The organism is Streptomyces sp. AC512_CC834 (assembly GCF_019049325.1).
GTDB lineage: Bacteria > Actinomycetota > Actinomycetes > Streptomycetales > Streptomycetaceae > Streptomyces.
In genome coordinates this window covers 85,184-99,156 of record NZ_JAGMUO010000039.1, presented here as the reverse complement: position 1 = coordinate 99,156, position 13,973 = coordinate 85,184, and the positions used below count along the sequence as shown (strand labels likewise).

Below are 13,973 nucleotides of genomic sequence, written 5' to 3'. Positions count from 1 at the left end.
CCTTCGCCCACAGGTGATTGACCATCCCCGACCGCGACACCATCGCCCCCTTCGGACGACCCGTCGAACCCGACGTGAACATCACATACGCCAGATCCAGGCCACCGCCGACAGCGGGCGGCACGGCCCGGTCGGTGAGGGAGTCCTCCAGGCTCAGGACGGTGACGCCGCCCGCGATCTCACGGGCCTGTGCCTCGTAGGCGGTCCCCATCAGCAGGTGGCGGGCGCCGCTGTCCCGGAGCAGGCCGGCGTTGCGCGCGGCGGGAGCCGCCGGGTCCAGCGGCAGATAGGCACCGCCGGCCCCCAGCACACCCAGCACACCCGCCACGAACGGCACCCCGGGGTCGGCGCACATGGCGACCACCGAGCCGGTTGTCACACCGGCCGTGGCGAGGCGGGCCGAGAGACCGCCGGCCGCCTCGATCAGTTCGCGGTAGGTCAGGGACCCGGCGGCGTCCGTCACCGCGGTCTCGTCGGGGATGCGGTCGGCCACCGCGCGTACCCGTTCCACGACGCCGAGGCTCTCCTCGGGGACCGAGGGGTCCCAGGTGCCGAGCAGACCGCCGAGTTCACCGGGTGTGCCGGCTCCGGCGATCGTGGCCGGTGCGGTCAGATCGACCTGGGCGAGCGGCAGGGCCGGGCGGTCGGCGACGGTGCGCAGGAGGTGCTGGAACATCAGGGCGATGCGCTCGACGTCGGAGCTCGTGAACAGGTCCGGCGCGTAGTCGAGCCGCAGGGTCAGGGCGTCGCCGGGGAAGACCGCCATGCTCAGCGGGTGGTGGCGGGCGTCCCTGGCCTCGGTGAGCAGCACCCGTGTGCCGTCGGCCCCTTCGTCGGGGCCGGCCCCGTCCAGGGGGAAGTTCTCGAAGAGGACCACGGTGTCGAAGACCTCGCCGGGGAGACCGGCGGCCTTGTGGATGTCGGCGAGGCCCAGGTGCTCGTGCGGCAGCAGCGCGGTCTGCTGGTCCTGAACGGTGCGCAGATGCTCGGCCAGGGAGGCGCCGGGATGCAGCCGGACGCGGACCGGCACGGTCGTGAGGAACATGCCGATCATCGACTCGACGTCGGGCACCTCGGCCGGGCGGCCGGAGGTGACGGCGCCGAAGACGACGTCCTGGCGCCCGGTGAGCCGGCCCAGCAGCAGCGCCCAGCAGCCCTGCACGACGGTGTTGAGGGTGAGGCCCTGGGAGCGGGCCCAGTCGGACAGGGTGGCGGTCAGCTCACGCGGCACCTCGGCCCGTACGGCGTACGGCAGCACCGGGGCGCGGTCGGGGTCCGCCGGGGCGAGCAGCGTCGGCGTGTCGACGCCGTCGAGGGCTCCGCGCCAGGCCGCCCGGGCCGCGGCACGGTCCTGGCCGGCCAGCCAGGCGAGGTAGGAGCGGTAGGACGCCGGGTCGGGCAGGAGGCTGCCGTCCGCGTCGGTACGGCACAGGGCGAACAGTTCCCGCACCAGCAGCGGCATCGACCAGCCGTCAACGAGGATGTGGTGGCTCGTCCAGATGAAGCGGTGCCGCCCCTCGCCATGGGTGACGAGCGCGAAACGCAGCAGGGGCGCGGCGGCCAGGTCGAAGCGGCGAGTGCGCTCGGCCTCGGTGATCCGGTCGAGTTCGGCGGTGCGCCGCGGCTCCGGCAGGTCGCGCAGATCGGCCTCCTGCCACGGCAGTTCGGCACGGTCGGGGACGATCTGCACGGGGTCGCCGGTGGGCCGGGCCCGGAAGGCCGCGCGCAGGTTCGGGTGCCGGTCGAGGAGCGCCTGGCCGGCGGCGCGCAGGACGGCGGGTTCGAGGTCGCCTTCCAGCTCGGCGACGATCTGGAGGGTGTAGACGTCCGTCGCCTCGCGGTCGTAGTCCGCGTGGAAGAGCATGCCCTGCTGGAGCGGCGTGAGCGGCAGGACGTCGGTCAGGGCCGTGCCCGCGTCGGCGAGTTCGGCCTCGTACGCCTCGATCTCGTCCTGCGCCAGATCCACCAGCGGCAGGTCGGAGGGGGTACGGCCGCCCACGCCGGGTCCGGCGTAGTGCCGGACGAGCAGGCCGAGCGTGCGGAACCAGGTCTCGGCGATGTCCCGGGCGTCCTCCTCGGCGACCGTCTGCCCGGCCCACGCCCAGTTGGCGATCAGATACGGTCCGTCATGGCGGTCCTCGGTCGCCGGGGTGACGTCGATCAGATGCGGCAGCGGCATGCCGGGGTGGGCGCCGGTGCCGACGACGCCGTCACCGCCGGCGGGTTCCCACAGCCTGTTCTCGCGGGCGTCGAAGCGGCCCATGTAGTTGAAGCCGAGCTGCGGCCGGTCGTACGTGGCGAGGACACGGGCAGCGTGCGGGTTGAGGTAGCGCAGCAGGCCGTGGCCGACACCCCGGTCGGGCAGGGCACGCCGCTGTTCCTTGACCCGCTTCAGTGCGGTGGCCAGGGCGGGGCCGCCCGCCCACACCTCGTCCCAGTCGAGGTCACCGGGGTCGAGGCGGACCGGGAAGGCACTGGTGAACCAGCCGACGGTACGGGACAGATCCAGGCTGTCGGTGAGCTGCTCGCGGCCGTGGCCCTCCAGCTCGATCAGGGTCTGGGCGTAGTGGGTGTGACCGTGTCTGCGGCGCCAGTCGGCGACGGCCAGGGCCAGCCCGGTCAGCAGGACGTCGTTGACCTCCGCGTGGAAGGCCGCGGGAACGTGGGTGAGCAGCGGTCCGGTGACCTCGGGGCCCAGTTCGAGACGCAGGGTGCGCCGGGTGCCGTAGACGTCCTTGACGGGGTCGAGGCGCCGGGTACCGACCAGCGGGTCCGGGCCGTCCAGGACGCGCTGCCACAGGGCGAGTTCGGTGCCGCGCACCTCGGTGCGGGCCTGTTCGGTGAGCAGCCGTGACCAGTCGCGGTACGAGGTGCCGACGGGGGCGAGGCCGGGCGTGCGGCCCTCGGCGAGCGCCGCGCAGGCGGCCGCCAGGTCGGGCAGCAGGATGCGCCAGGACACGCCGTCGACGACGAGGTGATGGCCGCACAGCACCAGCAGCCCGGTCTCCGCGCCGGGCGCGGGTGCGATCAGCACCGCCTGGATCATGACGGCCTCGGACGGGGCGAGCCGGGCACGGGCGGCGGCGGCCTGCCGCTCGGCGAAGGCGAGGAGGTCGTTGCCGTCCGCACCGCCCGCCGCCGCGGTCGCCGTCAGCAGGGTGCCGTCCAGCGCACCGCGCGGGAGCACCTCCATGTGCCACAGTCCGGGCGCCGGTTCGCCGGCTCGGGTGCGCAGGGCGTCGTGGTGGTCGACCACCGCGTGCAGGGCGGCGTCCAGCAGATCGGCGTCCAGACTCGCGGGGACGTGCACGACGACGTGCTGGCTGTACTTGACGACGGGGCCGGTGAGGTCTCGGGTGTCCTCGTGGAGCTGGCCCATGATCGGGGTGAGGTCGTACGCCCCCACTCCCCCGTCGACCGCCGGCACGCGCACGGCGTCGGTGTCGGCGTCGGCGCCGCTCGCGATCCGGGCCAGGGCAGCGACGGTCTTGTGCTCGAACACGTCCCGCGTGGTCAGGGCGAGGCCGGCCGCGCGGGCGCGGCTGACGACCTGGATGGAGCGGATGCTGTCGCCGCCGAGCGCGAAGAAGTCCTCGTCGACCCCGGCCTCCGCGGTGCCGAGTACGTCCCGGAAGATCCCGGACAGCACCCGCTCCCGCTCGGTGCGCGGCCCGCGCACCGCCTGCTGTCCGGCGAGGGCGGGCTTGGGCAGGGCCTTGCGGTCGAGCTTGCCGTTCGGGGTGAGCGGCAGGGCGTCCAGGACCAGCCATGTCACCGGGATCATGTAGGCGGGCAGCAACTGGGCCAGCTCGTCACGCACGTGCCCGGCGTCCACGCGAGGACCGGTCAGGTAGCCGACCAGGCGCGGACTGCCGGAGGCGTCCGGTACGACGGCCACAGCGGCGTCGGTGACCTGGTCGAGCCCTCGGACGGCAGCCTCGATCTCGCCGAGTTCGACGCGTCGTCCGCGGATCTTGACCTGATGGTCGCGCCGCTCGAGGAACTCCAACTGCCCGTCGGGACGCTGCACCACCCGGTCACCCGTCCGGTACATCCGCGTACCGGACCCCGCGAACGGATCCGCCATGAACGTCCCCGCCGTACGCGCCGGATCGTCCAGATAACCACGCCCGACACCGGCCCCACCCACATACAGCTCACCCGGCACACCCACCGGAACCGGCTGCAACTCGTCACCGAGAACGTACAACCGCGTGTTGCGCACCGCCCCACCGATCGGCACCCGCCCACCGAGAACGTCCCCCGCCCGGACCACCGCATGCGTCACATCATCCGAACACTCCGTCGGACCATACGCGTTCATCAACGGAACACCCGGAAAACGCGCAAGCCACCGCTCACACAGATCACCCGGCAACGCCTCACCCGTCACCATCAACCAGCGCAGACCCGGCAGCCCGGGCACCCGCCCGTCCAGATCCCACGCATCCAACACCGCCCGCAGCAACGAGGGGACGACCTCCAGCACCGCCACCCCCTCCTCACGCACCACCGCGAACAACCCCGCCGGATCCGCCGCCAACTCCGCACCCGACACCCGCACCCGACCACCCACCAGCAGCGGAGCCAGCATCTGCCACACCGACACATCGAAGGTCAACGGCGCGTTCTGCACCACCACCTCACCCGCGACCAGATCCAGATCCCCCACCTTCGCCCACAGGTGATTGACCATCCCCGACCGCGACACCATCGCCCCCTTCGGACGACCCGTCGAACCCGACGTGAACATCACATACGCCAGATCCGAGGCATGCCCGATCGCGGGGAGTCCGGCGTCGCAGGCGGCGTCCACGGGATCGGCGAGTGGGAGGGCGACGACGTCCGCGACCTCACGGGCCTGTGCCTCGTAGGCGGTCCCCATCAGCAGGTGGCGGGCGCCGCTGTCCCGGAGCAGGCCGGCGTTGCGCGCGGCGGGAGCCGTCGGGTCCAGCGGCAGATAGGCACCGCCGGCCCCCAGCACACCCAGCACACCCGCCACGAACGGCACCCCGGGGTCGGCGCACATGGCGACCACGGCGCCCGGTTCCATGCCGGCGGCGCGCAGGCGCGCGGCCACGCCGGCGGCGCGGGTCGTCAGTTGGCCGTAGGTGACGCTCTGCGTGCCGTCGGAGACGGCGACCGTGTCGGGCGAGGTGGCGGCTACGACTCGTACCCGCTCCACGAGTCCCTCGTACGCCGCCTGTTCGGCGTCGCGGTCCCAGGTGCCGAGCAGGCCGAGCGGCTCGTCGGGGGCGCCCAGTCCGATCCGGCCGACGGGCCGGTCGGCGGGCAGCGTGGCGAGCGCGCCGAGGAAGGCCTCGAAACGGGCCAGGTGGGCGGCGAGCTCCGCCGAGGTGTACAACTCCGGATTGCCGTCGAGGTGGATCTCCATCGTCCCGTCCGCGGTGTTCAGGACGGTGATGATGAGGTCGTTGACGATGCCGGTGGACAGGTTGACGACCGTGCCGTGGCAGGCGTCGGCGAACTCGAGGGCCGGGTCCTGGTTGAGGACGTTGATGAACGGTCCGAAGGGACGCCGGTCGTCGGTGCGCAGACCGACGTCCCGGCGGATGCGGTCGCCTCGGTAGCGCTGGTGCTTCAGGGCGCCCGAAACCTCCACCCAGGCCTGGCGCAGCAGTTGGGTGCGCGTGGCGTCGGGGCGCACCGGCACGGTGAGCGGCAGGTAGTTGGCGAGCATGCCGGGGATCTCGCGGCTGGCGGCGCCGACCCGGCCGGTCACCGGCAGGGTGAGCAGGGGGCGGTCGACTCCGGTGGCGCGCTGGGTGTAGGCGGCGGCGGCGGCGACCAGGACGACCGGCAGGGTGACCTTGCCTTCCCGGGCGAGTGCGTGCAGAGCGCCGGTGGTCTCGGCGGAGAGACGTGCGGTGTGTCGCAGCGCGCTGCGGCCGGGGGCGGGCTGCCGTGTGGAGAGGGAGACGAGTTCGGGTGCCGGACCGCGTGCGCCGGCGGTGAGGCGTGCGGTCCAGTGCGCGCGGTCGCGTTCGACGTGCGGCGAGTCGAGGTAGTCGCGCTCGGCGTCCAGCAGGCGATGGAAGGCGGGTATGGCGTCGGCGTCGAGGTCGCGCGCGTCCGTGCCGGCGGCGAGCCGGGTGTAGAGGGCGGCGAGCTTCGGATAGAGCAGCGCGCGGCTGAACCCGTCGGCCAGGATGTGGTGCATGCACAGATAGAGCAGGTGGCGCTCCGGGCCGAGCCGGATCAGGGCGCCGCGGAACAGCGGGAAGTCGGTGACCTTCAGGGGCTCGGCGTGGTCGGCTCGCATCCACGCCCCGGCGGCCGTGAGCGGCTCGGTCTCGCCGCTGAAGTCGAGGTGCTTCAGCGGAAGCTGGGCGAGCGGCCGGATGATCTGCCCCGGGGCGCCGTCCTCCTCGACGAACTGCACGCGCAGCCCCTCGGCCTCATGGCCCAGGCGGCCGAGGGCCCGGCCCAGCAGGTCCGCGTCGACCGGTCCGCGCAGGTCGATGTAGTCGGCCATGTTGTAGCCGAGCGGGCCGGTGGCGAACTGCTCGTCGAACCAGATCTCGGCCTGTGCCGCGGTGAGCGGGAGGACGGCGCCCCGGTTCGGCGTCATCGCGTTGTTCTCGGTCATTCCCATTTCCCCCAACCAACTGTTCCGCTTGCCGTTCAGCCGGAAACCGATTCGAGTCCAGCGGCTATTTCTGTCCCCGACCGTGCCTCTTCGACGCTGTCCGTGAGCCTTTTCAGGCCGAGAGAATTCTGTACCCACTCGTCGTGGTAAACGGTGTCCATATAGCGCTCACCCAGGTCCGGCGAAATGGTGACGGCGGTCACCTGTTCCCGAATGCCGGATGCAAGGTCTCCGTATTGTTCGGAGAGCCAGTCGAGGGCGCCGGTCACGACCGTTCCCGTGGAGCCACCGAAGGAGAATCCGTGCCGCATCAGCTCCCGGCAGGTGCGCACGGTGGCCGTCTCCGGAACATGCACCACGGCGTCGACCAGGGACTCGTCGAGCAGCGCGGGCCGCACGCTGGTACCGAGGCCCGGGATGTGCCGGGTGGCTGCGGGGGCGCCGAAGGTGACCGAGCCGACGCTGTCGACGGCGACCACCCGCACCGAGGGTCGCCGCTCCCGGAAGTAGCGGGCGCAGCCCATCAGGGTGCCCGTGGTGCCCGCCCCGACGAACAGCACGTTCAGGTCGGGGAACTGGCGGGCGATGGCGGGTGCGGTGGTGCGGTAGTGAGCCATCCAGTTGCCGGGGCTGAGGTACTGGTTGAGCCAGACCTTCTTGTCGTCGGCGGCCAGCAGTGCCTTGACGTGGCGGATCCGGGCGCCGAGGAAGCCCTCGGTGGCGTGCGGCTCGGTGATGACGTGCACCTCGGCGCCGAGCGACTCCATGGTGCGCCGGGTGACGGCGTTGCAGCGGGAGTCGGTGACGCACAGGAACCTGAATCCGCGGCTCGCGGCGAGCAGGGCCAGGGCGACGCCCATGTTGCCGGACGAGGACTCCACCAGGGTCGCGCCGGGTCCGAGCACACCCGCGGCCTCCGCCTGCGCGACCATCTCCCGGGCCGCCTTGAGTTTGATGGATCCGGCGAAGTTGAATCCCTCGACCTTGAGAAAGAGACGACGCCCGAAGAACGGTTGCAGATTCACGAAGAGGTCGCTGACATCGAATTCATGCGACGCGGATATAACCGGCACTGGCACTCCTGGCCTTCGGCGACGAATGAGCCTCGCTGCCAAGCCTGTCGCCGGACGCTGACGAGGTGCTGACGGGTTGCTGACGGGGCCGGGAAGGGCGGTCGGAAACAGGGCCCCGGGGAGAGCCCCTGCGGTCCTTGCGCAGCACGGAGTTCGTGCGGGACGACGGAAGGGGACGGCCCTGAGGGCCGTCCCCTGAGCTGTGTTCCGCCGCCGTCAGAGCATCGGCGCCCGCTCCGCCAGCACCGCCGGAGTCCGCGGCGGCCGAGCCTCGTTCTGGTGCGCCAGCCGCGAGGGCCACCAGGTCTTCCAGCCGAGCAGCGTGACCACCGACGGCAGGACGACGATCCGGATGAGCGTGGCGTCGAGGAGTACCGCGCAGGCCATGCCCACGCCCATCTGCTTCATCTCGATGAAGCTCAGCGAGGCGAGCAGCGCGAACACACTGACCATCACCACGGCGGCGCTCGTGACGACGCCGGCGGTGCGTGTGATGCCCTGCTCGACGGCCTCACGGATGGGCAGCCCGCCGCGCGCCGCCTCCCTGATCCGGCTGACGACGAAGACGTGGTAGTCCATCGACAGGCCGAGCAGGATCACGAACAGCATCAGCGGAAGCCAGGCCACCACCCGGCCGGTGGACTCGAAGTTCAGCAGGTCCTCGGCCCAGGTCCGCTGGAAGATCAGCGCCAGCAGGCCGAACGAGGCCACTGCCGACAGCACGTTGAGCACCACCGTGATCAACGCGAGCGTGATCGAGCGGAACGCTGTCGCCATGACCAGGAAGGTCAGCAGCAGCGCCACTCCGAGCACCCAGGGCATCTTGTCGACGACGTTGGCCCGGTAGTCCACGTCGTACGCCACGTCGCTGCCGCCCACGGCGAACTCGGCGCCCGTGACCTTTCCGAGGGTTTGCGGGGCGATGTCCTCGCGCAGGGCCTTCAAGGACTGGCGTGCCTTGTCGGAGCTGCTGTCGAAGCGGGTGCCGACGGCGACGGTCACGACCGTACCGTCCTTGGAGGTGCGCACCTCGGGTGCCGGGGTGTGCACGAACAGGTCGGAGTGCTGGGTGCGTTCGACGAGCGCGGTGACGGCGTCGTGCATCCGCTCGGCCGCACCTGCGGGCACGCGTACGGCGACGGTGTGGGTGTCGGCCTGGCTCGGGAAGGACGCGGTCAGCCGCTCGTTGGCCTGCATCGCGGGGATGGACCTGGGCAGGTCGTCGATGCCGGTGGCCTTCAGCTTCAGGTCGAGGGCGGGCACGGCGAGGGCGAGGAGCGCGCCCACGGAGAGCACCAGGGCGATGGCCGGGTGCCGCAGGGACGGCTTGAGCATCACCGACCACAGGCGCGGCTTGGCGCCGGCGCGCTGCGTGAGCCGCCACACCAGCGGCACCCGCGGCCGGTCCAGGTAGCGGCCGAACTTGGAGAGCATGGCCGGCAGCACGGTCAGCGAGGCGAGCATCGCGATGGCGACGACGAGTACCGCCCCGGTCGCCATCGACTCGAAGGCGATGTGCCCGGCGAGGTAGAGGGCGCCCATGGAGACCATGACGACCACACCGGAGACCATCACGGAGTGACCTGAGGTGGCGGAGGCGATCTCGATGGCGTCGATGTTGTCGGCGCCCAGGGCGCGCTCCTCGCGCTGCCGCTTGAGGTAGAAGAGCGAGTAGTCGACACCGATGGCCATGCCCATCAGGACGATGATGTGGGTCACCGGGCCCGGGTCGGCGACGAATTGGGAGGCCACGCCCCACAGGCCGAGGCCGGCCAGCACGGACGAGATGCCCAGGATGACGGGGACGCTCGCGGCGACGATCGCGCCGAAGACGAACACCATGACGACCAGCGTCACCGGAAGGCTCAGCCCCGTCGCCCTGCCCAGGTCCTCGGACAGCATGTCGTCGAGCCCGGCCTTGATCGAGCCGGCGCCCACGAGTTCGACCCTGACGCCGGAATGGGCGTCGCCGGCCTTCGCGACCTTGTCGAGCAGTGGCTGCACCCGGTCGCCCGCGGTCTCCGGGTCGCCGCCGAGCGTCACCGGGACCAGCAGGGCCGAGCCGTCCGGTGCGGGGACGGGCTCGCCGATCGAGGTGACGCCCTTCGCGTCCCGCAGCGCGTCCGCCGCCTCCTCTGCCGCCGCCCGTGCCTTGCCCTGGTCGAGCTTCCCCTCGTACGGCGTGACCAGGATGTTCTCCACCGCGCGGCTCTCCAGGCCGCCGTCCTTGGCTATCTCGGCGGCGCGTCCGGACTGCCCGATGGCCAGGTCCGAGACGGTCGCCGACCGTGTACCGGTCATTCCTCCGACCACCAGGGCGCCCAGGACGAAGACGACCCAGAGCGTCATCGCCGACCAGGGGTGGACGGCGCTCCAGCGAGCGGCCCTGGTGATCAGGTTCCTGCCTCCCACGATTGCTTTCCCCTTCTCGAATAAACTGCCCGTGATCACGGACACACGCCTCGGTGTGAAATTCCGGCCGGCGATTACCGCGCTCTCTTGCCGGGAGAAAACCTACTGATGTTCCGGCGCGCGATCACGGGTAAAAGTACTCCGATTCGAGGGGGAGTTTCTTCTACTTGACACCCAGGATGGCTGACATGACATCGGATTCCTCCGCCAGCATGTCGTACCACATCCGGGGCGACACGGAAAAGGGGCCGTCACCCAGCAAGGCCACGGCCCCCGCATATCGGGCGGGTAGTGCCAAATCGACTACCCGCCACGGGCCTTGGAGAGGACCCGTCGGATCGTGCACGACGGCCTGGGGCGCCGTATGGGCCACCGGCACGCCCATGCCCTGGGTGAGCCGGGCACCCGCGGCTTTCACGCACGCCTCCTTTCTGGTCCACAGCCGCACGAAGGCGCCGTGCCCGGCCCGCTCCACCAACTCCCGCTCCCGTTGGGGGAAGAAACGCCTGGCCAGTCGACCGGCGTCCAGGTCGGCCCGGGTCAGCTCCACGTCCACGCCGACCGGTCGCGGCGCCAGTGCCAGCAGGGCCGTCTCGCCCGAGTGGGACAGGCTGAAGTGCACCCCGCCGGCGTCTTCGACCAAGGGCTTGCCCCAGCGCCCGCGGGTGAAGCGCACCGCCCGCGGAGCCCGGCCCAGTCGGGCGCCGATGATGATCCGGGCCGCGGCATGGGACCGCACGAACCGGCGCCGCATTCCCGGGACTTTTCCCATCCGGGCCCGGGATCTCTCGTCGTCGTCCAGTAGCTCTTCGAGAGCGGAATCGCGATCTTCCGCTTCCGGCTCCGGTGCGCCGGAAAGCGGAATGCGCCAGACCTCCACCTCGGCCGTCACCGCCCGCCCACCTTCCGGCTGTGCAGCCCCTGAAAAAGATTCAGTTTCTGGATGTTCCGCGTGCCTTCCATGAACTCCACGCCCCGGGCGTCTCTTGCCAGCTTCTCCAGCAGCGGATGGTCGAGCCGGGCGCCGGGGCCGAAGAAGCGGGGCGCCGCGAGGGTCACGTCCTCGGCGAGCTCGCAGGCGCGGGCCTTCGCGGCCGAGGCGAGGTGCCCGGCCGACGGCCGCCGGTCCACGGCGAGCGCGGCCCGGTAGGTCAGCAGCCGGGCGGCGTCGACGCGGCGGCCGAGATCCTCGTGCGTCTCCCGTTCCCGGCCGCGCAGCAGCCGTCGGTGCTCGGCGACGTACTCGTGGGCGGCGCGGGCGATGCCCAGGGCGATGGCGGCCACGCTGGGCCTGAGCTGGTTGAAGACAGTGACGATGCTCCACATGCCACGCCGGGTCGGCGGCAGATGCGTGCCCAGCACCCGCTCGGCGGGCACCCGCACCGAGTCCAGCGTGATGTGCGTGAGCTGGGCACCGCGCAGCCCCACCGTGGACAGCAGCTCGGCACGGAAGCCGGGGTCCGCGGTGTCGACCAGGACCGCCAGCACGCCGAGCCGCTCGGTTCCGGCGACGCGTGCGAAGACGGCGCCGACGTCGGCACGTGCGGCATTGCCGACGTACCGCTTCGCGCCGTCGAGGAGGTAGCCGCCGTCGCCGTCCGGGGTGAGCGTGGCGGTCATCTCGCCGATGGCGGAGCCGCGTTCGGGCTCGGTCAGAGCGAAACAGGTCCAGCGGGGGCGCTCGTCGAGCCTGCCGTACACCCAGTCCCGCTGCTCCTGGCTGCCCAGGACCCCGAGCAGCACCCCGCACATGGAGGCGCCCGGCGAGGCCAGCATCATGCCGGCGTCCCCCCGGGCCAGCTCCTCGCTCACCAGTACCCTTTCCAGGGTGGGCAGCCCGTGCACGGGACCGCTGCCGGCGGCCGTACTCACCCGGTCCCACCCCGGCGGCACCTCGTGCCCGGCCAGAAACCGCACGGCGGGCAGGTCCAGGCACCGGTGGATGGCGTCCGGGTCGCGATCGAGCTCGAGGGCGTGCGCCCGCAGGTCCCCGGCCCAGTGCCGCACGTACTCCTGGGTCGTGGCGAGCGAGACGGGCAGGCCGATCACGCGTCCTCCCCGCGATAGACGTCGGCGAGCAGCTCCGAGGCATGTGCCGTGGGGCCCGGACCGTCCTGGGTGAAGCCGTGGGCGCCGAACAGCCGCAGCAGGGTGCGGTCGGCACGGGTGATCTGGTCCTGGAGACGGTCCAGGACGCGGTCGTCGCCGGAACCGTCGGTGAGTTCCGACAGCACGCCCTCGACCTCCAGATGGTCGATCAGCACGTCGGCGAGCGCGCCCTTGACCATCTGCTGCATCAGCAGCGAGGTGCCCTCGACCTGCCGGGCCCCGAGATGGGCCATGCAGGCCTCCCGCAGCCGCTCGGACATGCCGAGCCGCAGCCAGGCCAGCCCCGCGCCCCAGAGCTGCGGCTCGGGCCCGTCCGGCGCCCCGGCCCCACTGGACCGCAGCACGGTGAGACCGGGCACCGGCACGTCGTCCTCCCGGTGCTCGTCGCCCTCGGCCTCCATCGCCGCGAACTCGTCGAGCAGTTCCTTCGGCAGCACGGCGTGCCCTCGCGGCCCGCGCGGTGGTGCCTTCGGCGACAGGGCCCGCGTGAGAAGAGTCAGCGCGGGCACCAGTCCGTCCGTGCGCGCGTGGTCGCGCGCCTCCCGGCAGTGCTCACGCACGTCGGCCGGAACCGTCATCGGATTCCTCATTCCCCCGTGTCGGAAGTTCGACAGCAGTGCAGTCCAGCATGTTGTACGCCAGCAGGCCCCGCCCCGGGTCGTAGTCGGCGACCACCACCGGCCCGGCGAACCCACGGCTCACCACGTCCAGCAGCGCGGCCCAGACGCCGGTGCACGGCAGTCCGGGTCCGGCGGTCGCCAACCGGACATCGGGCGACGGCGAGGGACAGTCGGCGTCGGCGAGACCCGCCCCCGCCACAACCCCCGCCCCCGGGTCCCACCCGGCGAACAGGTCCGGCGCCGCCAGTGGCCCCTGCGCCATGCCCCCTACGGCGGCCGCGCCCCCACCCCACTCCAGCAGCAGCGCCACCGCGCAGTCCCTGTGCACGGCCGCCGCCGCGTCCGGCACCGCGAACGGCTGCGTGCTCTGGTCCACGACCAGCACGAGCAGCCGCCCGAAGCCACAGCGCCGGGCATACTCCACCGCGACTCGAAGCGCGCTGAACGCGGTGAGCGGCCCCTGGTCGGAGAGCGCGAAGGCGAGGGGTTCGCCCGGCAGGCGTCCCTTCACGCACGACGCGACCAGCTCCGCGTGGTGGAAGTCGGGGGTGGTGTAGGCGACCACGACCAGTTCCGGAGCCTGTTCGGCGGGCAGCTCGCCCAGCGCGTCGAGCGCCCCGAACGCCAGTTCCACGGAGGTGCGGCGGGCCGAGTCGGCGTACCCCTCGCGGTCGAAGGGCACCCCGTACGGGGCGCCCAGCTCCGCGTAGAACTCCTCCAGTTCGGGCACCGGCACATGGCCGGTGACCGGAGCGGAAGGCGCGTAGCGGGCCGCCCGCACCAGCCTGGGAACGACCGGCGGACCGGAGGCCGCACCCGGCTGCGGCCGTACGGGCGCTGCCGTGCGGAACATGCTCAGGCGCCCGCTTCCGTGGCCACGAAGTCGGCGAGCGAGCCCACCGTCTCGAAGTGCGTCATCTCCAGGTCCTCGGCGTCGAACTGCACGTCGAGGATCTCCTCGATGGTGATGAGCAGTTCCAGCGCGCTGCTGGAGTCGAGCCCCAGCTCGCCGAAGAGGCGCACGCCGTCCTCGGCCTCGGAGACGTCCTTGTTCAGGACCTCGCTGAGGCCCTTGCGGACGGCGTCGACACAGCGCTCGCGCTCGGCGCCGTCCACGACTGCGGTGTTCTCGGTGCTCTCGGTCATCTC

Annotated in this window: 8 protein-coding genes; all 8 read right to left on the bottom strand. The window is 71.9% G+C overall.

The genetic code is table 11. From position 1 onward, the window contains the following. On the bottom strand, positions 1–6,610 hold a 6,610-nt coding region (locus KUM40_RS16805), incomplete at its 3' end, for a non-ribosomal peptide synthetase (protein WP_254395213.1). Positions 6,611–6,645: 35 nt separating this feature from the next. Then, the gene (gene sbnA / locus KUM40_RS16800) at positions 6,646–7,683 is read right to left on the bottom strand and encodes a 2,3-diaminopropionate biosynthesis protein SbnA (RefSeq protein WP_217166779.1); all 1,038 of its coding nucleotides are present in this window, start codon (positions 7,681–7,683) and stop codon (positions 6,646–6,648) included. Positions 7,684–7,899: 216 nt separating this feature from the next. Continuing rightward, the gene (locus KUM40_RS16795) at positions 7,900–10,095 is read right to left on the bottom strand and encodes an MMPL family transporter (RefSeq protein ID WP_217166778.1); all 2,196 of its coding nucleotides are present in this window, start codon (positions 10,093–10,095) and stop codon (positions 7,900–7,902) included. A gap of 163 nt (positions 10,096–10,258) precedes the next feature. Further along, positions 10,259–10,987 (bottom strand): 4'-phosphopantetheinyl transferase superfamily protein, encoded by a 729-nt coding sequence (locus KUM40_RS16790; protein WP_217166777.1) that lies wholly within the window; start codon positions 10,985–10,987, stop codon positions 10,259–10,261. After that, positions 10,984–12,144, bottom strand: a complete 1,161-nt coding sequence (locus tag KUM40_RS16785; RefSeq protein ID WP_217166776.1) for an acyl-CoA dehydrogenase family protein — start codon at positions 12,142–12,144, stop codon at positions 10,984–10,986. The genes KUM40_RS16790 and KUM40_RS16785 overlap by 4 nt, the downstream gene beginning before the upstream one ends. Continuing rightward, complete coding sequence (locus KUM40_RS16780; protein WP_217166775.1) at positions 12,141–12,782, bottom strand: hypothetical protein; 642 nt, start codon at positions 12,780–12,782, stop codon at positions 12,141–12,143. Before KUM40_RS16780 ends, KUM40_RS16785 begins: the two co-directional genes overlap by 4 nt. Further along, positions 12,757–13,677 carry a hypothetical protein gene (locus tag KUM40_RS16775; protein ID WP_217166774.1) on the bottom strand — a complete coding sequence of 307 codons (921 nt, stop codon included), beginning with the start codon at positions 13,675–13,677 and terminating at the stop codon, positions 12,757–12,759. The genes KUM40_RS16780 and KUM40_RS16775 overlap by 26 nt, the downstream gene beginning before the upstream one ends. A gap of 2 nt (positions 13,678–13,679) precedes the next feature. Beyond that, positions 13,680–13,970 carry an acyl carrier protein gene (locus KUM40_RS16770; protein ID WP_217166773.1) on the bottom strand — a complete coding sequence of 97 codons (291 nt, stop codon included), beginning with the start codon at positions 13,968–13,970 and terminating at the stop codon, positions 13,680–13,682. Positions 13,971–13,973 lie beyond the last annotated feature (3 nt).